Source organism: Rhizobium sp. RHZ02, from assembly GCF_014851575.1.
Taxonomy (GTDB): Bacteria; Pseudomonadota; Alphaproteobacteria; order Rhizobiales; family Rhizobiaceae; genus Rhizobium; species Rhizobium altiplani.
Genome location: NZ_JACUZX010000017.1, coordinates 36,461 through 58,092, shown reverse-complemented (window position 1 = coordinate 58,092; position 21,632 = coordinate 36,461). Strand labels below are relative to the sequence as shown.

Annotated in this window: 17 protein-coding genes and 2 tRNA genes; 7 read left to right on the top strand and 12 right to left on the bottom strand. The window is 59.2% G+C overall.

Going from position 1 to position 21,632, the window contains the following annotated elements:
* Window positions 1–94: 94 nt before the first annotated feature.
* The 3 genes from IB244_RS21400 to IB244_RS21390 form a co-directional block, all read right to left on the bottom strand.
* On the bottom strand, window positions 95–3,037 hold the full coding sequence (locus IB244_RS21400) for an SPOR domain-containing protein (protein ID WP_192305504.1): 2,943 nt from the start codon (window positions 3,035–3,037) through the stop codon (window positions 95–97).
* Between the two features lie 59 nt (window positions 3,038–3,096).
* Window positions 3,097–4,854: an arginine--tRNA ligase gene (gene argS / locus IB244_RS21395; RefSeq protein WP_113470171.1), complete on the bottom strand. Its 1,758-nt coding sequence runs from the start codon at window positions 4,852–4,854 to the stop codon at window positions 3,097–3,099.
* Between the two features lie 65 nt (window positions 4,855–4,919).
* A complete protein-coding gene (locus IB244_RS21390) occupies window positions 4,920–6,137 on the bottom strand; it encodes a deoxyguanosinetriphosphate triphosphohydrolase (protein WP_018859391.1) in 1,218 nt (405 codons plus the stop codon).
* Window positions 6,138–6,352: 215 nt separating this feature from the next.
* Between IB244_RS21390 and erpA the strand changes: the two genes are divergently transcribed.
* Window positions 6,353–6,685, top strand: a complete 333-nt coding sequence (erpA, locus tag IB244_RS21385; protein WP_018859392.1) for an iron-sulfur cluster insertion protein ErpA — start codon at window positions 6,353–6,355, stop codon at window positions 6,683–6,685.
* A 120-nt stretch (window positions 6,686–6,805) separates the two neighbouring features.
* Window positions 6,806–7,597, top strand: a complete 792-nt coding sequence (gene xth, locus IB244_RS21380; RefSeq protein WP_112641435.1) for an exodeoxyribonuclease III — start codon at window positions 6,806–6,808, stop codon at window positions 7,595–7,597.
* A 38-nt stretch (window positions 7,598–7,635) separates the two neighbouring features.
* Here the strand turns inward: xth and exoR are convergent, their stop codons facing one another.
* The 5 genes from exoR to IB244_RS21355 form a co-directional block, all read right to left on the bottom strand.
* Window positions 7,636–8,439, bottom strand: coding sequence for an exopolysaccharide production regulator ExoR (gene exoR / locus IB244_RS21375; protein WP_018859394.1), 804 nt, complete (start codon window positions 8,437–8,439; stop codon window positions 7,636–7,638).
* 707 nt (window positions 8,440–9,146) lie between these two features.
* Window positions 9,147–10,421 (bottom strand): OmpP1/FadL family transporter, encoded by a 1,275-nt coding sequence (locus IB244_RS21370; RefSeq protein WP_192305528.1) that lies wholly within the window; start codon window positions 10,419–10,421, stop codon window positions 9,147–9,149.
* A gap of 402 nt (window positions 10,422–10,823) precedes the next feature.
* Window positions 10,824–13,667: a valine--tRNA ligase gene (locus tag IB244_RS21365; protein WP_192305502.1), complete on the bottom strand. Its 2,844-nt coding sequence runs from the start codon at window positions 13,665–13,667 to the stop codon at window positions 10,824–10,826.
* 117 nt (window positions 13,668–13,784) lie between these two features.
* Window positions 13,785–14,660 carry a PopZ family protein gene (locus IB244_RS21360; RefSeq protein ID WP_026372079.1) on the bottom strand — a complete coding sequence of 292 codons (876 nt, stop codon included), beginning with the start codon at window positions 14,658–14,660 and terminating at the stop codon, window positions 13,785–13,787.
* A gap of 220 nt (window positions 14,661–14,880) precedes the next feature.
* The gene (locus IB244_RS21355; RefSeq protein WP_018859399.1) at window positions 14,881–15,546 is read right to left on the bottom strand and encodes a protein-L-isoaspartate O-methyltransferase family protein; all 666 of its coding nucleotides are present in this window, start codon (window positions 15,544–15,546) and stop codon (window positions 14,881–14,883) included.
* A gap of 368 nt (window positions 15,547–15,914) precedes the next feature.
* Between IB244_RS21355 and IB244_RS21350 the strand changes: the two genes are divergently transcribed.
* A complete protein-coding gene (locus IB244_RS21350; protein WP_018859400.1) occupies window positions 15,915–16,061 on the top strand; it encodes a hypothetical protein in 147 nt (48 codons plus the stop codon).
* A gap of 219 nt (window positions 16,062–16,280) precedes the next feature.
* Here IB244_RS21350 and IB244_RS21345 read toward each other — a convergent pair whose 3' ends face one another.
* The 3 genes from IB244_RS21345 to IB244_RS21335 all read right to left on the bottom strand — a co-directional run bounded on the left by IB244_RS21345 (window position 16,281) and on the right by IB244_RS21335 (window position 17,722).
* A complete protein-coding gene (locus tag IB244_RS21345; protein ID WP_018859401.1) occupies window positions 16,281–16,463 on the bottom strand; it encodes a hypothetical protein in 183 nt (60 codons plus the stop codon).
* 597 nt (window positions 16,464–17,060) lie between these two features.
* A tRNA-Cys gene (locus IB244_RS21340) sits at window positions 17,061–17,134 on the bottom strand.
* Window positions 17,135–17,257: 123 nt separating this feature from the next.
* The gene (locus IB244_RS21335) at window positions 17,258–17,722 is read right to left on the bottom strand and encodes a BA14K family protein (protein WP_113470111.1); all 465 of its coding nucleotides are present in this window, start codon (window positions 17,720–17,722) and stop codon (window positions 17,258–17,260) included.
* A 193-nt stretch (window positions 17,723–17,915) separates the two neighbouring features.
* Here IB244_RS21335 and IB244_RS21330 point away from each other — a divergent pair, with 193 nt between their 5' ends.
* The gene (locus IB244_RS21330; protein ID WP_113470110.1) at window positions 17,916–18,557 is read left to right on the top strand and encodes a DUF47 family protein; all 642 of its coding nucleotides are present in this window, start codon (window positions 17,916–17,918) and stop codon (window positions 18,555–18,557) included.
* Window positions 18,558–19,562 (top strand): inorganic phosphate transporter, encoded by a 1,005-nt coding sequence (locus IB244_RS21325; protein WP_018859404.1) that lies wholly within the window; start codon window positions 18,558–18,560, stop codon window positions 19,560–19,562.
* Here the strand turns inward: IB244_RS21325 and IB244_RS32420 are convergent, their stop codons facing one another.
* Window positions 19,563–19,859, bottom strand: coding sequence for a hypothetical protein (locus IB244_RS32420; protein WP_025659101.1), 297 nt, complete (start codon window positions 19,857–19,859; stop codon window positions 19,563–19,565). It abuts the gene before it with no gap.
* A 117-nt stretch (window positions 19,860–19,976) separates the two neighbouring features.
* Here IB244_RS32420 and IB244_RS21320 point away from each other — a divergent pair.
* Window positions 19,977–20,051 (top strand) — tRNA-Asn (locus IB244_RS21320).
* Between the two features lie 87 nt (window positions 20,052–20,138).
* Entirely contained in the window at window positions 20,139–21,533 is a 1,395-nt protein-coding gene (locus tag IB244_RS21315; protein ID WP_192305500.1) for a DUF6538 domain-containing protein, read from the top strand.
* Window positions 21,534–21,632 lie beyond the last annotated feature (99 nt).

The window sequence follows — 21,632 nt, the reverse complement described above, 5'->3', positions numbered from 1 at the left end:
GGTGCCTTGCGGAATTACGAGCCGCGTCAATCGGCATTCACAAAAAAAGCGGCGGACCAGAGGCCCGCCGCTTTCATTGAATGTTTGCAGAAACTTACTTCGAGATAAGGCAGCTGCCGCCTGCAGCACGGTACTTTTCGCAAATGGCCGCGGCTTCGTCCTTGGAGCCTGCCGGGATACGAAGGCGGTAGAACGTGCCCTTGCCCGCAATATCCGCCTTGCGGATCTCGTAGCTGCGACCGGCAAGCACGCTCGCGAACTTCTTCGAAAGGCTAGCGAAGGTCTTCTTCGCCTCTTCCTCGGAGGGAAGCGATGCGATCTGGACGCCATAACCGCTAGCCGATGCAGTCGGCTGAGCCTGGGTCGCAGCCGGCGAAACAGCGGCAACGTCCTTCGGCTTCTGAGCTGCCGGCGCTTCAACCGGTGCCTTCGCCGCATCGATCACGGGGCGCGCTGCGGGAGCCGGTGCAGTGTCGCTCACCGTCGAGCTCTTCACGGCGCGAACCGGCGGATCGACATTCGCCGGAGTGGCGGCAGCCGCCTTGGCTAGCGCGTTTTCAGAGGGAGCCTGAGCCGCCGTCGGCTTGGTTGCTTCAACCGGAGTCGAACGGATGTCAGCGGCAGCAACCTGTCCCGACGCCGGGAAATTAGCAGCTGTGCCGCCAGCCGGCTTTGAGCCAGCCGTGATCTTCTGCGTCTGAACCGGCGTTGCCTTCGGCAGCGTCGGGGCCGCTTCAGGAGCCGGCTCGTCGCGGGCAACCAGAGTGCCGTCCGGGCGGACGATCATGGTGCGGACCTTGCGGGCGGAAACCGATGGAGCCTGATTGGCATTGTCTGCCTCGTCGGCAGCGGCCGTATCCTCGCTCGGCAGCAGGCGCGGATCCTCGGTGTCTCCGACAGGTGTCGCCATGGGCGGCGTCGCGATATCGCTGTCGTTGTCCTCAGGCAGCGTTTCCGGTGTTAGCGTGCGCTGCACGACGTCCACCGGCTGCTCGTCACTGGATACAAGCGCCTTCTGCTTAGGCGCCTCAGCAGCGGCCCCACCAACGCTGTCGTAAACAGCCTTGTCCTGGTTCGGCACGGTCTTGCCACCGGGGTTTTCCGGTACGACCTTAACCGGCTCGTTGTCCGCCGTGATCACGCGCGGCTCGCCGGAGGCGATGCCGAGGCCTCCATCGCGGGCCAGGAACGTGTAACCTGCATAGGCGACACCGCCGAACACGACGATTGCCGCAGCGGCAGCCAGCATACGCTTCATCGAGCGTGCGCGGCTCATGTCCTCGGCTTCACTCGCCGACTGGATCTGCACCTGAGAAACGTTCTCGCGGCGCTGTACCGGCTCGTTGACGCTCCGGCGGAAGTCTTCTTCCAAAGCGCGCTCGAACTCGTCCAAGCCCTGCAATGGTGCCTGCTTGGCGACGGACGCTGCCGGTGTTGCAGTCGGCGCGACGGAGACGGGCGCACGGGTCCGCCATTCCTCGACGACCGGTTTCGCGGGCATTTCCACCGGATTTGCGGGTGCAAGAAGGTTGGCGATCTCGGCGTCGACGTCGAAATCGAAATCGGAGGTCGCTACGACCGGCTCCGGCTGCTCAATAGGCGGCAGCACGGGCACGTGCATCTCTTCGACGGCTTCCGGATGATATTCCGCATCCGAGATCATCGACGGATCGAACGGGAGATCGTCTCCGGCATCGGCCGTGAATGCGGGTGTAACAGGCGCCTTCGCGACGAACGCTGCCTCGGCCGGGGCCTGGTGGATCGGGGCGGCAGCAACGACCGGAGCGGGCGCCGGCTGGAAAGCGGGCACCGGGGCAACCGGCTGAGGTCTGACCACCTCGACATGCTGTGCCTGAACTCGCGCCGGCTCGGCCGCTTGCGGTTGCACCTTCACGGGCTCAGCAAAGTCAAAGTCGGCAAGCTCCAGCTCGATACCTTCAAGATCGAGTTCAAAGTCATGCCCAGCGAAAGGATCGTCACCTTCCGGTTCGGCCTTGGCCGTGGGAGCGGCCAGAGGCGGCTCGACCGGCTTCGGCAACGGCGCCACTACGCGGGCGGGCTCCGGCGAGTGCGGAATCTCTGCGACATCGGCCGCAGGCGTGTTCTGACGCTCAGGAACAGGGTAATGCGATACGTCGGCGAGGAGTTCGTCGATATCGAAGGCAATATCGTCGCTCTCCGTCGGCGCGGCTTCGGTCAGCGCGGCATCGGCCTGAAGGGCACCGTCATCCTTCGCTGCAGCAGCCAGATCGAAGGCGCTGTGATCGATGACAGGTTCATCGAACGGCGCCCCTTGAGGCACCTCAGGCGCATCGTAAACCGCCTCGGCTTCTTCGTGCCGATCGATTTCAGCAGGAAAGCCTGCGGCAACGGGCACTTCGAAAACAGCAGCGCTCTCCGACGCAGCGGCGACTGGCTCCGGCGCTACAACAGGAATAATCGGCGCGGGTGAAGGCTCATCGCGACGTGCCGGATGGAAGTTGGCGATCGGCAACCGAATGCTGGCCGCAGACCACTGCGGCGCCTTGGCGGGGGCCACCGGAGCAGCGGAGGCCGGCGACGCGCCGATCGACATCTCGAGTTCTTCGATCAGATCCCGTGCGCCACCAGAAATCTGCTCGCCCTCACGGACGGCATTCGACGCCCAAGCGGCAGGGGTCAGGTTGGAAGCCGCGTCCAAAGACCGATGGGCCACCGGCTCGCTCGCGACTTCAGGCTCGACAGCAAATTCGGGCTCGGCCTGGTTGACCGGCGAAAGATCGGCTTCGACAAGAGCCTCAAAGGCAGCCGGTTGCTCGAAAGGGGGTTCAGGCAGATCGAAGGAAGCCTCAGACTGAGGCGCATCGTAGCGCTCGAATTCGCGCAACAATTCATCCTCGAGATTGAAGGCCGGCTCCTGTCGGGGGGCATCTTCGACGGTATTTGCTGCTACCCGCGGCTCGAAGCCGACGATGCGGGCAAGTTCCGCCAAAGGATCATCGTCAGCAAAGAGGTCCGTATTCTTACGCGTGTCATACGCCCGCTGTTTGTCTGCCATACTCATCCCACTCGCAACTGCTAAGGTTTATGCCAGAGCATTGTGGGTAAATGGTGACGCTACCGCATCTCATCCGGCGCAGCGGTACCCGCAATGGCAAGTCCCGACTTCAAAACCGACGCAACGGCGTACACCAGCCCTAATCTGGCTATACTCGATTCTCGGTTCTTATCGTTAATAAATCGTAAGTCTACTTGATCCTTACCTTTATTCCAGTGCGCATGGAAAGAACTCGCCAGATCATAGAGGTAAAATACGACGCGGTGAGGTTCCTGTGACTGCGCCGCAGACTCGACCAAGCGTGGAAACTCCGCGGCCTTCGCAACCAGCTGCAATTCCGCGGGATCCGAGATGCCCGCAACAGCATTAGCAAGGTTGGCCGGGGTCACGTCGAGGTCAGGAAATACCTCCTTCGCCTGCCGGAAAACAGACATGCAGCGCGCATGTGCATACTGCACGTAGAACACCGGATTATCCTTCGATTGCTCCGTTACTTTGGCGAAATCGAAGTCCAGCGGTTCCGAACTCTTCCGGTAGAGCATCATGAAACGAACCGAATCGCGACCGACCTCCTCGACGACGTCGCGGAGCGTGACGAATTCGCCCGAGCGCTTCGACATCTTGACCGGCTCGCCATTCCGGAACAGCTTCACGAGCTGGCAAAGAAGGACAGTCAGCTTTGCCTTACCTTCGGAAACGCCGCGAGCGACCGCTTCCAGGCGCTTGACGTAGCCGCCGTGATCAGCACCGAGAACATAGATCATCTCGTTGAAATCGCGGTCGAATTTGTTCTTGAAGTAAGCAACGTCGGCAGCAAAATAGGTGTAGGAACCGTCCGACTTGATCAGCGGGCGATCCATGTCGTCGCCGACTTCCGTCGAGCGAAACAGCGTCTGCTCGCGATCTTCCCAATCCTCGGGCAACTGGCCCTTCGGCGGCGGTAATGTGCCCTTGTAGACGTGTCCCTTGAATGTCAGGTCGTTGATCGCCGTGCGGATCGCGGCGGCGCCATTGGCATGCAGCGTGCGCTCCGAGAAGAAGACGTCGTGATGCACGTTCAGAGCATCCAGATCATCGCGGATCATCGCCATCATCGCATCAATGGTGCGATCCTTGACGAGTGGCATCCACTGCTCTTCCGGCATGTTGTGCAGCTTGACCCCGTAATCATTCGCGAGCGACTGACCGACCGGGATGAGATAGTCGCCAGGATAAAGGCCGGGCGGAATCTCTCCGATCTTCTCTCCGAGCGCTTCGCGGTAACGCAGGAACACGGAGCGCGCCAGCACGTCGATCTGCGAGCCGGCATCGTTGATGTAGTACTCCTTGACGACATCAAAGCCGGCAAAAGAAAGCAGGTTGGCTAGGGCGTCGCCGACAACGGCGCCGCGGCAATGGCCGACATGCATAGGACCAGTCGGGTTTGCCGACACATACTCGACGTTGACACGCTTGCCAGCGCCAATCGTCGAGCGGCCGTAGTCTGTACCGGCCTCAATCATCGAGGCAAGCAGGCGCTGCCAGTAACCGACGGAGAGCCTGATGTTGATGAAGCCGGGTCCAGCTACCGAGACGTCAGCGACGTCGGCGTCTTCCTTCAACTTCTCCGTGATGATCTCAGCCAAGGCGCGCGGATTGGTGCCGAGCGGCTTTGCGAGCACCATCGCGGCGTTGGTTGCAACATCGCCGTGGCTCGGGTCGCGTGGCGGTTCGATCGCGATGCGGCCGAAATCCACCTCGGATCGCTTCTCCTTGACCAGATCGATCTGTTCAAGGGCGGTTTTAATCCGGGCGTCGAAATCGGTAAAAAGGTTCATCGCACTCTTCCATGCATAGGCTTTGCCACAAGGCATTTGTCCGGTCGTAGCCGGGCGACCGCTGCCTATCGCAAATCTGGAGTGTGGTCAAACAATCGCCTGTGGGCACTGATCGCGTAGGTGTCGGTCATCCCCGCCAGATAGTCGCCGACATGGCGCGCCCTCGCCGGTTCGGCAAGCCCTGCGATGTGATCCACCCAATAGTGGCTCTGCATCTCCTTTGGATTGGCCATATAGGCCCCGAAGAGATCGGTCACAATCTGCCCAGCACCGGCACGAATACGCATGATCTCGGGGTGCCGGTAGATGCGCTTGAACAGCATCGCCTTGATCTGCCGGTCAGTCTCGGACATCTCGTCGGAGAATGTCGCGATTACCCGATTGGCCAGGCGAACATCCGTTGCGCTTTTCGGCTTGATCTCCGCAAGACCCCGTTGGGCAACGGAAATGACGTCTTCGACCATCCGTGTGATCTGGCGGCGCATGATCTCGTGGGTAAAGCGGCTGGGCTCAAGGTTCGGATAGCGTTCCCGTACCTCGGCCATCAGACCGGCCAGAAACGGGATCTCCTCCAGCATCTCAAAGCTCAGGTAGCCGGAGCGAAGCCCGTCGTCGATGTCATGCGTGTTGTAGGCAATATCGTCAGCGATGGCGGCCACCTGTGCCTCAAGGCTGGCATAGGTATCCAGTTCCAGGTCGTGGATCTCGCAATAATCCAGGATCGGCTGTGGAACTGGCCCGCGTGTGCCGGCACCGTCCTTCGTCAGAAGCGGGCCGTTGTGCTTGACCAGCCCTTCAAGGCTTTCCCATGTCAGATTGATGCCATCGAAATCGGCATAGCGGCGCTCCAGCTTAGTGACGATGCGCAGCGATTGGGCGTTGTGATCGAACCCGCCGTAGGGCAGCAGAACCTCGTGCAGCGCATCCTCGCCGGTGTGACCGAAGGGCGTGTGGCCGAAATCATGGACGAGCGCCACGCCCTCAGCGAGATCTTCGTCCAGCTTCAATGCCCGGGCCAGCGCGCGGGCAACTTGCGCGACCTCGATCGTGTGCGTCAAACGGGTGCGATAATGATCGCCATCCTGGGCGATGAAGACCTGCGTCTTGTGCTTCAGCCGGCGAAATGCGGTCGTGTGAACAATACGATCCCGGTCACGCTGAAAATCCGACCGTGTCGGGCTGAAATCCTCGGGATAAAGCCTGCCGCGAGTCTTCCAAGGGTCCGCTGCATAGACGGCCCTCTCGCTGTCGCCATAACCCAAAGCATGCCTGTCGATCGTCATTCGTCACCATTACTTATATGCGGCAGCCCGCCCATTGACGCCGCCCTGCACTCTTCATACCTATAAGAGCATAAACGGCAAAGTGATGCTTTAGCAGTCACTTTGCCCGAACTGGCGCTTTCGTGGTATAGAGCGCAAGTGGCTATGAAATCTGCCGCTTGAAACGAGCGGCTAACAGATATTCTCTCCGGATCTTGACCCCGGCAGGAGCAAACATGACGGACACAAGTGTAACCCTTTCCGATGCCGCGGCAAAACGAATCGCAGCGATCGTCGGCACCGAACCCGGGAAGAGCGCGCTGCGCGTTTCCGTAGAAGGCGGCGGCTGCTCAGGCTTTTCCTACAAGTTCGACCTTGCAGATGACCCGCAGGACGACGACACGATCGTCGAAAAGAACGACGCCAAGGTGCTGATCGACAGCCTCTCGTTGGTCTACATGGCCGGATCCGAGATTGACTTCGTCGACAATCTCCTTGGCCAATCCTTCCAGATCAAGAACCCGAACGCAGTTGCAAGTTGCGGCTGCGGCACAAGCTTCTCGATCTAATCCCTATCCCTGGTATCCACATCGAACCGCCGAAAGATTCCCTTGCGGCCGGTTTTATCGTCTTGTCCGCGATCGAAAGAGCGCGATACAAGAAGCCGACGAAGCGGAATAGGACACCCCATGAAGATCGCGACCTGGAACATCAATGGCGTCAAGGCGCGCATCGACAATCTCACGCAATGGCTGAAGGACTCCGATCCCGATATCGTCTGCCTGCAGGAAATCAAGACGATCGACGAGGGCTTCCCGAGGCTCGAAATCGAAGCGATGGGCTATCATGTCGAGACACACGGCCAGAAGGGCTTCAATGGCGTCGCGATCCTTTCCAAGACCAAACCTGACGAAGTGAGCCGCGGGCTGCCGGGCGATCCGCTCGATGAGCAGGCTCGCTTCCTGGAAGCCGTCTTTTCGCTGCCGGGCAACCGCGTCGCCCGCGTGTGCTGCCTGTACCTGCCGAACGGCAATCCTGTTGAAACCGAGAAATACAGCTACAAGCTCGCCTGGATGGAACGGCTGCGCTCATTCGCGGCCGACCGTCTGGCCTACGAGGAAATCCTGATCCTCGCAGGGGACTACAACGTCATCCCGGAGCCGCATGACTGCTTCGACCCGAAGGCCTGGGAGAACGACGCGTTGTTCCTGCCGCAGACGCGCCAGGCATTCCGCAAACTAGGAGGCCTTGGACTGACGGATGCCGTGCGCGCGACGACCGATGCCGTTCAACTCTACTCGTTCTGGGATTATCAGGCGGGTGCCTGGCAGAAGAACAACGGCATTCGCATCGACCACCTGTTGCTTTCGCCCGAGGCTGCCGATCGCATGACATCATCAGCGATCGAAAAGCACGTTCGTGCCTGGGAGAAGCCGTCAGACCACGTGCCAGTCGTAGCCTACTTCGATTTCGCGGCCTGAGCTTTTTCGTTCAGATTGGCGATAGCGCTCAGCGCGCTTTAATCGGCGCCGTTGACAGCGATCTTGTGAGAAAGCGCCACGGCCGAGCGGCGATCGCTTTCCGTTGCGACGGAGAAAGCCTGCTCCTGCAGGGTCTCCATCCAACCGCAGTCCGTGGGCTTGCAGCGGTCGAGCGCCGCGGTCATTAGCGCGAGCCCGTTGGCTGCCTGCCCTTCCTGGAAGAGGATATTGCCGAAGACGGCCATGGCACCGGGATGGCCGCTCTTGCGGGCCTGGTTGAGCCACTTCTTTGCCTGCTGCGTGCTGGTGCTGCCGCCTTCGCCCGCCAGCATCATCTGTGCCAGCTGGAACTGCGCCTCGGGCACCCCGAAGGTAGACGCGACCTGGAAGTAGAGTTGACGCGCCTGGTTGAGATCGGTCTTTACAGGGCTACCGGGAATTCCGTGCTTGTAATAGTTGGCAAGCGACAGAAGGGCGTTGACGAAGAATCCTGTATCTTCAGAGCCAGGCTCGACGCCCTGCTGCGCAATCTCGCTGTAGATCTTGAAAGCTTCGAAATCATCCTGCGCGACGCCATCGCCGTCGGCATACATGTTGGCGAGCGCCCAGCGTGAGCCCGTGTGTCCCTTTTCCGCCGCGTATTTATAGGCTTCGACCGCCTCTTCCTTCTGGCCGTTCTTGTAGGCTTTGAAACCGAACTTGAAGAGGTCGAACGGGCCAGACTCCTTCGATACACCCGACTTTATGTCGAATGCACCCGCTGGGGAGACAATTGCCGCGCAACAGGCAATGGAAATCCCCATGAGCATCATTCTGAAAGGTCTGAACTCGGACGTCAGCATTTCACTCGGTTTCTTTCGATTCCACCCGTGCGGACTTTCGATCCGCGGATGCATTCCTCCCGGCGAGCGATCCCGCGGTGGGCTCAATGGCCCCTTTGCCCGCGTCGCATCCAGCCTTCCGCCCTCCTGCGAGAGCTTCAATTCCAAGCGCATCGACACTGTCCGCCCGCTGCCCGGCGCGGCTCCCCCGCGATGCCATTCGCCTCACTCCCGCGGCCCGGCTCCGCGCCTTTCCGCAGTCGAGAAAAAGGTAATCACCAATTGTGACCAAACCTGTATCGTTGTTACCGGAAGCCGATTCCGACAACGCCAATCGGTTTGAATGCGAGAAGAAAGAGAGGTTCGGAAGCGCAACGTCAGAGCGAAGTTCTGAGACGGAATAGCCTTGCGGGAAAAGGGAAATCGCGCTGGCCGCGGCATCGTTGCCGCAGGCCTTACCCACCCTGACTGTATCCGCTACGAATTCGCTCATCGTACTCTTTTACGCGCACCTTACGCCTGTCATTCCCTCGCCCGCATATAGCGCTGCGCCTAGTTTGTGGCGGGAAATGGACAATTTCAGCTTGGCATCATCTTACGCAAATGCTGGTAAAAAACTGTTGCTGAATCGTCACAAAACGAGACAGGGAAACGCCATGCTTAACGACCCGTACACAAAGAAAAGCCCGGCAGTTTTGCCGGGCTGATCTGCGGTTCATCTTTGAAACCTAGAATTTCACCTTGATGCTGGTCGAGACAGCGGCCACGAGATCATTGCCGAAGTCGTAAGAGACGTCGGTTCCGTAGGGAACACCATTCTCCACCAGCACTCCGGAGGAACCGCTCGTCAGAACGCCGAGGGCACCGGCAAGGCGCCATTCAATGTTGTCGGTCGGGTTAAAAGCAGCGCCGACCCCAACCGTCCAGCTGTCCGTCTGCGAGCCATAGCCGTGGCTCGTACCGCGGTCCCAAGTCAGGCTAACAGCGCCGGTCCACTGCTCATTGAACTTGTGACCAATGCCGCCGGTAATGGTCCAGCCATCTTGATAGAGCAGATCAAGAGACGTGAGCTGAGTTCCGCTCGTGGCGGTGCAAGCCCTGCCCTTCGTGTATGTAGGGCAGAGTGAGATCGACTGGAGGACACTCCAGTTGGTCCATTTCACAGAACCAAATGCCAGCCAATCTGGCGCAATACCACTCTGAAGCTTTAGCTCCAGCGAGTCGGGAGCTTCCGCCTCGCCGAAGACATTCGTGACTGCGCCATAGGGCGCGGCATTCAGCGGTGCGACTGGCGCCCGGACCTGCGTCAGGTCAACCGTACCACTCAGGCTGTCATACTTCACACGGCTGTTATAGACCAAGCTCGCGCGCATCGCGTATTCTGGAATTTCATATGCGATGCCAGTCCGCCATCCCCAAGCATTGTCTTCAAGGTCCAACCGACCTACGCCCGTTCCGGTGCCGAATGCGATTGGAACCGTGCTAACTAGGCGCTCCTTAAAGCCTTCCACTTCCTGATAGAAGGCGCCGCCAATCAAGCGAAGCTGGCCAGGGCCCACATCAAACTTGTACGAGCACGTCGTGGCATAGTTATGCGTCTTGATCTTCGTTTCGATGTTGTTGTTGGCACCTGCCCAATTGATGCCGGGATTCGTGTGTGCGCCAAATGGCTCGGAGTAGTCGAAGAGGCAGTCCACATCTTCATACCCGGCCTTGAAACCGACGTAGGGGACTGCATAATTCTCTGTGTCGTCCGCCGAGTGGGACCGATTGTTCAGGTTTCCGCCGCCGGGCCGAATGGAAGGATCAGTGTCCCTCACATTCTTCAATTCGCGCTGCGGCATGACATAGATCACGGCCGACTGCGCTGAAAAGCGCGACTGATCAAACAGCAGATCGATATTATAGCCGCTGCGGTCAAGACCGCCCGCGAAGGACGGCTGCGCCAGCGTTGAAAATAGAACCAGCGACACAATGCTGGCCGAAGTCATACGAGATGCCAAGGTGTCTCCCCCACTCGGGCAATTGCAATGGCGGGACTGTGCCGACGATGCCGATAAATGGCAACTTTGTGATCGGGCGTGATTAGAAACTGCACCAACAGATGCTTTACGTAAAAATTTGACGGGCACGTCAATATTCCAACAATTTAGAAGAAAATTCCACGAAAGGTAAAACTACCCAAGCAATTGAGGTCGACCATTCCACGATAACGCCGCCCTGTAACAGAGAAACAACAGTCATATTTTTCGCCAAACGGCTCAAGAAAACGTGTGAAATCAAGGATTCCCGTCAGCGATCCCGGCAAACCTGGCCTTGAAATCCATCAATCTCGACCGAGCCTGAAAAAAGGCGCCCGATTCGCAATCGGACGCCTTAGAATATATTACTACCAAGCGTTGATTTTATGCCGCCTCAGACACACGCGATAGTGCAACCCGCAGGCTGGCGATCTGGCCTTGCAATTCCTCGAGGCGATCACGTTCAGCGGCGACCACCTCAGGGTTGGCATTCGCGACGAACTTCTCGTTCGAGAGTTTGCCGTTGATGCGGGCGATCTCACCGTCGGCCTTGGCGATCGCCTTCTCGAGGCGAGCTTTCTCCGCGGCAAGGTCGATCAGGGTGCCGAGCGGCAGGCAGACAGTTGCCTCGGCAACGATGATCTGCGCGGCTCCCTTCGGTGCCTCGCTGCCCAGCGAGATGGCGTCGACACGGGCAAGACGCTTGATCGCGGCGTCGTGCCGAACGAGCCGCTCGCGCGTCAGGCTGTTGGCGTCCACAACGACCAACGGAGCAACGGCAGACGGCGGAACGTTCATTTCGGCGCGAACCGAGCGAATGCCGGAAACCAGATCGATCAGCCAGTTGATCTCATCGGCCGCCGCATCGTCGGCGTAGGACGGCGCCGGCCATTCGGCATGGCAAACCAGCGTGTCGCGTTCGATGCCCTCGCCTGCGGTGTGCGCCCAGAGCTCTTCCGTCATGAACGGCATGAAGGGATGCAGGAGCTTGTAAATTTCTTCCAGGATGTAGGCCGCGCAGGCCTGCGCTTCCTTTTTAGCACCCTCGTCCGTGCCGTTGAAGACTGGCTTCAGCAGCTCGAGATACCAGTCGCAGACCTGATTCCAGACGAAGCGATAGAGCGCCCCTGCTGCATCGTTGAAGCGGTAGGATTCCAGGGCTTCCGTTACGTCACGTTCCGTACGGGCAAGCTCCGTCAGGATCCAGCGGTTGATCGTCAGTTCAGCTGCTTCCGGCACGAAATGCGGATCGCTCTTGGCGCCATTCATCTCGGCAAACCGCGTCGCATTCCAAAGCTTTGTGCCGAAGTTGCGGTAGCCGGCAATGCGGGCTGGATCGAGCTTCACGTCACGACCCTGGGCTGCCATGATCGCCAGCGTGAAGCGTAGCGCGTCGGCGCCGTATTCATCGATCAGTTCCAGCGGATCGATGACGTTGCCCTTGGACTTCGACATCTTCTGGCCGTTCTTGTCGCGGACCAGCGCGTGGACATAAACCGTGTGGAACGGCTCGACCGGAACGCCATCGTCATCCTTCATGAAATGCAGGCCCATCATCATCATGCGGGCAACCCAGAAGAAGATGATGTCGAAGCCGGTGACCAGAACGTTGGTCGGATAGTAGCGGTCTAGCTCCGGCGTCTGTTCCGGCCAGCCGAGCGTCGAGAACGGCCACAGCGCGGAGGAGAACCAGGTGTCGAGAACGTCTTCATCGCGCGTCAGGATTTCGCCGGGCTTGAAGTTCTCGAGCAGGTCTTCGACGTAGGCCTTCATCGGGCCTTCGTGCGAGAGATAGTGCTGGATCGCCGCCTGCAGCGCTTCTTCTTCGGTCTTTTCAACGAAGACCTGACCATCCGGACCGTACCAGGCCGGGATCTGATGGCCCCACCAGAGCTGACGGGAAACGCACCACGGCTGGATGTTCTCCATCCACTCGTAATACGTCTTGTCCCAACTGCGCGGAACGAGCTTAGTCCGGCCTTCACGGACCGAGGCGATCGCCGGTGCCGCGAGCGTCTTGGCGTCGACGTACCATTGCTCCGTCAGGCGCGGCTCGATCGGGACACCACCACGGTCACCGTGGGGAACCATGTGTTTGTGCGGCTCGACCTTGTCGAGCAGGCCGCCTTCTTCAAAGATACGAACGATGATCTTGCGGGCCTCGAAACGATCCTTGCCCTCAAGTTCGTCCCAGGCGCCGTGCAATGCGGCGGCATCCGGAATCCCCTCCAGGAAATCCTCATTATCCTTGAGCGTGATCCGAGCGTCGGCAGTGAGCACGTTGACGACTCGCAGACCGGCACGCTTGCCAACATCGAAGTCGTTGAAATCATGTGCCGGCGTCATCTTGACAGCGCCGGTTCCGGCCGTCGGGTCCGGATAATCATCGGCGACAATCGGAATTCGCCGACCAACGATCGGCAGGATGACATGCTTGCCGACGAGCGGCTTGTAGCGCTCATCCTTCGGGTTCACCGCGACGCCCGTGTCGCCAAGCATCGTTTCCGGGCGAGTGGTCGCGACGACGATATAGTCACGCGTTTCCCATTCCGTTGCCTTGCCGTCGTCATCGAAGGCGATGGGATGCTGATAGGTGACGCCGGGCTCCAACGGATAGCGGAAGTACCAGAGATTTCCGTTGACCTCGTGCTGCTCCACCTCGATGTCGGAGATCGCCGTCAGGAGTTTCGGATCCCAGTTGACAAGGCGCTTGTCCCGATAGATTAGGCCTTCCTTGTAAAGCGTTACAAAGACTTCAAGAACGGCCTCCGAAAGCCCCTCGTCCATCGTGAAGCGCTCACGCGACCAATCGCAGGAGGCGCCGAGGCGCTTCAACTGGTTGAAGATAAGGCCGCCCGATTCCGTTTTCCACTCCCAGACCTTATCGATGAAGGCTTCGCGCCCCATGTCGCGGCGACCTGGCAGCTGCTGTTCCATCAGCTTGCGCTCGACAACCATCTGGGTGGCGATGCCAGCATGGTCCATGCCCGGCTGCCAGAGCACATCCTTGCCACGCATGCGCTCGAAGCGGACCATGATGTCCTGCAGCGTGTTGTTCAGCGCGTGCCCCATGTGCAGCGAGCCGGTCACGTTCGGCGGCGGGATGACGATCGTAAAAGTCTCGGCGCCCGGCTTGGCGTTGGCGCCCGCGCGGAAGGCGTCCGCCTCATCCCATTTCGCAGCGATTTTCGGTTCAACGGTAGCGGAATCGTAGGTCTTGTCGAGCATTTGGGGACCAAAATCTGGAGGTTCTTAGATGCGGGTTGTAAATAGGATGGCTACGGGCAAGTCAATAAAAAAGCCGCCCCGGAGACCGGAGCGGCTTTTGAGCAAAGGCGTTTCCGATCAGCGGCGCGGGCCACGCGCCACGCGTTCGATCTCTTCGCGCACGAGACGTTCGACCAGCGTCGGCAGATTGTCGTCCAGCCATTCGCGCAGCATGGGGCGCAGCATGTCTTCGGCGATCTCATCAAACGACCGGCGCTCGGCACCATCGATTGCGGCGGCAAGCTCCTCAAAGGAACGAGCGATCTGCAGTCCGGCGTCGTGCGAGAGCAGCGCTGGCTGCTGCTCGTGCTCAACAACGCTTGGCATTGTTTCTTTCGCAGCCTCGGCGACAGCGGCAACTGCTACCTCGGCCGCGGGAACGACAGCTGGTCGCGGCTCCATGGCAACGACCGGAGGTAGCTCGAATGGAACCTCTACCGGCGGGCGAACAGCAACAATTTTCGCCGCAGGAACTGAAAAGGGTGCGGTAACGGCTTCCGTAGGGCGCGGGGACAGCGGTGCCTCGCCGACAGCGTCCGGCGTTTCAGTCCTCACCTCGGTGGCTCTTGCTTCCGGCGGCCGAAATGCCGGCGGCACTTCGCGCTGCAACTGCGCAGCGTTCCTCTCCGAGGCGGCACGGACGCGCGCAGCGACATCGGCAAGAGACATGGCGCGCGGCTGTGCCTCCGGCACGGGAGCCGACCCTGCCGAGTTGGCCGCGACGAAACGCGGATCGGGCTGAGCGACCGTTTCAGGGAATTCCACGCCAGCGTAGGTCTCGTCCACCGTCAAATGAATGTCCGAGTCGCGATCGTCCTCGTCAGCACCATAAACCGCCGGCAGTGACGCGGAGAGTGCCCTGCCCGCACCGGGGTCATTGCTCTCGATGATCTGGCGGATCGACGCCAGAATCTCTTCCATGGACGGTTCACGCGCTACGCTTGGCTGAGCCATATCTATCCCCGTTACTCCGAAAAACGACCGGATTGCGTGGAATGGGCATCCGAATCACCCATACCTTAGGATAGCCGAGGATTTAAAAAAATCATCGCGAATCAAATGAATGATGCCATGCACAGCTTTTCTGCCACGCTGCCTGGCGCTCGGATTCCATGGCGGGAAAGAAAACGGGCGCCAGAGGCGCCCGTCGAGAATCGGTCATCGGAGCTTTGGCTCAGAATACGAATTCACGCGCCTTGGCAAAGCCGGGCAGCGGCTTCACGGAGGCGTTGAAATAGACGTTTTCGGAAATTGTGCCGCGCTCGCTCACGAAAACCTTCGCACGTGCCGAACCGCCGTAGCCCTGTACGGTGACCAGACGGCCACCATCACGAAGCTGCGACAGCAAGGAGGAAGGAACCTCCTCGACCGAGCCGCTGACGAAAATGAGATCATAGGGAGCGCCTGACGCGTTGCCCGCATTGAGCGGCCCCGTGACGACCGACACATTTGTGTAGGCGGCGAGGTTGGTCTTGGCTTCCGCCGCCAGCGTTTCCTCCTCTTCAACGGCGATCACCGTACCGGCAAGCTGCGAGAAAAGAGCCGATACATAGCCACTGCCAGCGCCGATCTCGAGGACGACGTCATCCTTCGTGACAGCCGCAAGCTGGAGCAGCTTTGCAAGCGGCGACGGCTGCATGAGGTAGCGCGCCGGCTTGCCGGCCGCTGCAGGACAGATTTCAACATCACGATCGATATAGGCGAGCGGCTTGGCCTTCTCAGGAACGAAAGCCTCGCGCGGCACCGTGAGGAAGGCCGTCAGCACTGAATGCGAGGTGACGTCCGTCGTGCGAAGCTGGTTGTCGACCATGTTTGCGCGTGCTGATTCGAAATTCATCATGTCCTCTCGCCCGTAGAAGCGGCTTTGTCTGCACGTCTCTTAATCTCAGCACACCGGCCTTTCAAGGCTTCGCGAATGCCTGCGCCAAGAATTCCAGTACGAGTGTCGCGGAAGTGACCCGACCGCAATCCTTCATGGAACAAACGCGGGCGCCGTGATATTGTTGCAACCGGAGGAACAGAGGAGGAGTAGGCCATGCCTAATATCATCGAATATCTCTCGTTGTTCGACTTCTTCATCATCGCAACACTGGTCGGCATCTTTTGCTGCGGTCTTTTCGATCGTGAAACGAGTTGACTGCCTGCCTTCAGGCCGTTGTCAGGTTCTGTCCCAATAGTGTCGTTCCCTTGGGATTCGACGGACGGGACATGGCAATCAAACCAATCTTGCTGGGCAGCCTTTTCATCTGCGTGCTGCTCGCGATCATTCTCCTGATTCCCTTTGTGCGTGTCGGCGCGCCGAATGTCGCGACGTCGGGCGTGTCGCCAGTGCCGTCACTGCAGCGAGTGAACTGAACGCCAACGGGGGCGTTTTGGCTGGGTGACAAATGGACCGCCACTGCAAGGTTCTTTTTAGGCAAGAACAAACGACGAAACATAGCTCTAAGCACCAATAGCGGCCGTCAAACAGGAGCTGTAGCGTATCGACGCCGACCTTGGAGCCTCCCCAGCCCCTCCTCGGTCGACAACCCGGCCGGGGCCCTTGATAGCCGCGGCCGGGGCCGCCCGGCGGGCCTATTGCAGTTCCGTTTCCTCTTCTATGTCGACGAGAATGCCGTAGCGCAGCGCTTCTTCCTTTGCCTCTTTCAGGGCCTCGTCGATCAGTATCACCAGCACGTCGGCGTGCCGCTCGCGCTTCGCCATTTCCCGCGCCACGCTCAGGGCAAAGATCAATTGCGGCATTTGGGTCGCCGGCATGGGAGGCGCTCCTAACAACTCAACACAAAGCTTAGGGCCTATCGAAAATTCGGCAATCCGACGATTTGGGTATGGAAGACATGCGCCAGCGCTAGTGTTGTGTGGATTCTCACTATGCCGATGGAGCAATTGCCAAAGCAGGTGAACTTGGCGGCGCGGGAACGGACGCAACAAAGAGAGTGCTGTCGACACTGAAGGCTCTTACGTCGAGGCGGCAACCCAGAAGCCGGGAGGGCCAGCCTACTTGGCTAGCCCCTCCAGCATTTCGGGACAGTGAACATACCCCCGCCGAGTCTGCCACGGGCAATGGACCTGTTCAGCAAGTGGGTCCGGTGCCTCAAAGCCCCACCGTCCTCCGCAGACTTGCAAGAGACACAATAGCCCCGTAGCAGGGGCTATCCTAGACGGACCTAGGTCCTAATCCGATTGGAGTAGGTGGTTGCCGAGGTTAGGCTCGAAGTTTCGTCGGATGAAACCAGCACGTTGAATTCGCCGCTGTTGTCGACCGAATGGCGGCCTGAAGACGCGACCACAACACCGCGGCACTGTGGGAAACACAGCCGCGAAATCAATGACTGCAGAATGTATGGGAAGGTTTGGAGGCCTCGCCCGGAATTGAACCGGGGTACAAGGATTTGCAGTCCTCTGCGTCACCACTCCGCCACGAGGCCTCACGACGCTTCATGACCGAAGCGTTGGCGGGCATTTAGAATGAATAGAAATCGAGTGCAAGGGGGTAGTTGAAAAACCGGCGGTATTTTGGATCGTCATGCCGCCGGTTCCGTAATCAACCACTAGTAGGGCGAATAGCACTGCCGCCGCGGACCGTAATAGGGCTGATAGGTGTTGTCATAGGCCCGATAGGACCGGTAGCGGCTGTAACACCAGTCGACGTGCGAATTGCCCACCGGTCTGGCCTGCGGCTGCGAAGCGATCAGACCGCCGATGAGTGCGCCGGCAGCAAGACCACCGAGCAGCGCGCCAGTATCGTTGTAATCGTTGCGGTAGTAGCCGTCGCGATAATAGCGATTTCCGTAGTACCGATTTCCGTAGTCGCGATTCCCGTAGTGGCCATGGCGGTAGCCGCCACAACGATAGATGTTGCAGCGGTCGAAGCCGCGGCTGTTTCTGACGCCGGAATCTCCAAACCCACCGCGACTCTGAGCGGAATGCTCATCGCCTGAGTTTTCGGCAAAAGACGGACCGACGCCAGCGAGGCTCGTCGCAATTGCCAACATCAATACCGCAAGTTTTTTCATTCCGGCACCTTCTAATTTCGTACGCACTTCGCGTGAAGAACGCTCAGGACAATAACGTCCAAAAAGCTTCCAAGTTCCGCCTTACGCCTTCCATCTCCGGGCGAAAAGAATCGCGGCTGGTGCAATTGTGACACTTTTATTGCAGGTCCCGCTATTTTATGACGACCTTCAAAAATAGCTATGGATGGATGGAATGCTCAGCTGGTTTCGTAAACTTCTTCCTCGCGAGGATCAGTTCTTTGATCTCTTTGCACAGCACTCCCGAACAATCGTCGGCGCGGCGGAAGCGCTCAACGAATTGCTTGCAGGCAAGGATATCGAACACCATTGCGACCGGATCGTCGCGCTCGAAAACGATGCCGACAACATCACGCGCGAGGTGCTGCTTGCGGTCCGCCGGAGCTTCATCACGCCTTTCGACCGTGTTGATATCAAGGATCTGATCCAGTCGATGGATGATGCGATCGACATGATGCATAAGACCGTCAAGACGATCCGTCTCTTCGAGCAAACCGAATTCGATCCGCGCATGCAGGAAATGGGAGCGGCGATCGTCCAGGCAGCACACCTCATAGCCGAGGCGGTCCCCCTGCTCAGCCGCATCAACTCCAATGCCCCGCGCCTGATGGCGATCACCGAGGAAGTCACCCGCGTCGAAGGACGCTCCGACGAACTGCACGACAATGGTTTGAAGGGACTCTTCGTACGGCATGGCGCGTCGAATGCGATGGCCTATATCATTGGCAGCGAAATCTACGGCGAACTCGAGAAGGTCGTCGATCGCTTCGAGGACGTTGCCAATGAAATCAGCGGCATCGTGATCGAGAACGTCTAGATGGACGCCACCCTCGCCTTTCCATTGCTGGCGGCTCTCATCGCGGTCGCTCTCTTCTTCGACTTTCTGAACGGCCTGCACGATACCGCGAACTCGATCGCGACGATCGTTTCGACGCGTGTGCTCAGGCCGCACCACGCGGTCGTCTGGGCCGCTTTCTTCAATTTCATCGCGTTCCTGTTCTTCGGCCTGCACGTGGCTGAGACCTTGGGGACGGGCATCATCGATCCCAACATCGTGACGCCGCTGGTGATCTTCTCGGCGCTGATGGGCGCAATCATCTGGAATATCGTCACCTGGATCTTCGGTATCCCCTCCAGTTCCTCCCATGCGCTGGTCGGCGGGCTGGTAGGCGCTGGCCTCGCAAAGGTCGGCTTCAGCTCGATCGTATGGGGCGGATTGCTAAAAACAGCCGGCGCGATCGTCATGTCGCCGCTGATCGGCTTCATCCTGGCGCTCTTCCTCGTTCTTGCCGTTTCCTGGATCTTCGTTCGGCAAACGCCGTTCGCCGTCGATCGGACGTTCCGCCTCATGCAGTTCGTTTCCGCCTCTCTCTACTCGCTGGGCCATGGCGGCAATGATGCGCAGAAGACAATGGGCATCATAGCAGTGCTCCTCTATTCGCAGGGTTATCTCGGCGGAACCTTCCACGTACCGCTCTGGGTGGTCCTGTCCTGTCAGACAGCCATGGCAATGGGAACGCTCTTCGGCGGCTGGCGAATCGTTCACACGATGGGATCGAAGATAACCCGCCTTAACCCGATGCAGGGATTCTGCGCGGAGACCGGCGGCGCGCTGACGCTCTTTGCGGCCACGTGGCTCGGCATCCCTGTTTCCACGACGCACACGATCACCGGCGCCATCATCGGCGTTGGCGCGGCACGGCGCGTTTCAGCCGTCCGCTGGGGCCTGGCGGGCAACATCGTCGTCGCCTGGGTCATTACGCTTCCGGCAGCGGCACTCATTTCCGCATTCTTCTACTGGGCTGCAGGCCTGTTCAGCTGATCAAGGGGCGGGTTTCCGCCCCTTCTTCCACCAGACGGACAATCGCCGCCGCATCCGCCGGACGAGAGGAAGGTCGTGCGATAGAATAAGGAACCCCAGCGGAAGCATCCAGAAGCCGAGGACGGGCAGGAATCCCAAAAAACCGCCCAGGATCAGCACAACGCCGATCGACATCCGGGCAAGGCGCGACCGCGGGAATGGGAAACTTACGGACCCCAGAATGAGACGGCCCGTGGTGTGGTCGATGCCAAATCGCTTGGCGGCCGGTTTTCCAGTGGTATCATGTGCTTCAGTCATCCACAGGAGATGGGGTTATACAGAACGAATACAAGCGGATGTCATTTTTTTGAAAAAACCGCTTGGCAAATCGGGCAAGCATTTGTATTAGGCCACTCACACCGCGGCGAGCGGTGATCCCTGGTAGCTCAGCGGTAGAGCATTCGACTGTTAATCGACAGGTCGCCGGTTCGAATCCGGCCCGGGGAGCCAGTTTCTTACAAGACACGCGGGAATGCCTGCATTTCTTGACATTGGGGCTCCTTCAGGTACTAAGCAAGGTACTAGAAGGGGCCCTAAATGCGTTTGAAGTACGTCACAAAAACACCATCCGGCACCTACGAATTTCGACGTCAAGTTCCGACCCACCTCCGGGCTGCCGTTGGTAAGCGCGAGATCAAGAAGGTTCTTGGGTCCACAGAGGCGCAGGCGATGGCCGCGTACTCCCGGGCATTTCAGGAAGCCGAGAAAATACTTACCAAGGCCAAGGCACCGCAGGCGCACGAAGAAAATGTGCGCACGGCCTTGATGGACTTCCACTCTGCCAAGCGGCGTGTCGAGGAACTCGGCATAAACCCATCAGCCCCTGTCTATTCCGACGAAGGCGGGTACGACGCCGAGTCGATAGCGCGGGACGTTCTTATCGAAAGCATCGCCAGCAAATATCCGGTGGGCGAGGAAGGCACACCTGACGTCACTTCGCCAATCGACTCAATGATGATTGCAATGATTGGTCAGGGCGCCAAGTTCAAAGCCCCAATGGCGACGTTCGATGACGCCGTGCGCATCTACATTCAGGAGAAACACCTACTGGAGCCTGCTGAGAAAAAGCAACTCCTCCACGTCCAATTGATCGCCCGGGAGTTCAAGGCTGCGTTGAACGACATGCCCCCTGCACTGCCTGACCTCAGGCGAGAGCATGGCCGTGCAGTTCGGGACTTCATGCTGACCGAGAAGGCACGCAGCCCGGAAAGCGTCGAGCGCTACCTCAACACGGTGCGGGCGATCATCAATATGGCAATCAAGGAATTTGACCTCGAATGCGGTAACCCGTTCATGGGCCTTGAGGTCAAGAAGGACCCGACCGCCACCAGGAAGAACAAGCGTCATCCTCTGCCAACCGATGTCCTCCGCAATGTAACCGAGCGTATCCATGGTCACGCCGGCAAGGAACTTCAGGTCATTTGGGACATGCTGGCAGGGACAGGCTGTCGCCCTAGCGAAGTGACCGGCCTCCGGGTCGAAGATGTGCACGTGGGCGGCCCCCTGCCCCATATCCGTATCGAATGGCACGACCAGCGCAGGGTGAAAGACGAAATCACGCAGCGTTGGGTGCCGTTGGTGGGAGCGGCGCTATCGGCGGCACGGGCAGCGCTGGAACTAACGACGACAGGAAAGCGCCATAAGGATACCGCAGCCCACATGCTATTTCCGACCTATGGCAGGATGGGGGGCGCCGGTGGGGCCTCCAACGTCATCATACCGAAGCACATGCGGCTCATCACGACCAACCCAAAGCACGTCCTCCACTCCCTGCGGCACAACGCAAAGGACACCCTCAGGAAAGCCGGAGTAGCTCTGGAGGTTCAGAATATGATTCTGGGTCAAACCAACGGTGGTGTGGGCGAAGGTTACGGCGGAGACGAAGCAATTTTGGAAGTTACCAGCGCAGCCATGGCGAAGGCTTTCCGATAGACCAAGGAAAGCGGGATGGCACACCCTATCGTTTGATCGCTTCGCTTTAGCCTTCGTGGTGCAGAATCATTCGCGATGCTCGACACGATAGTCACCAGT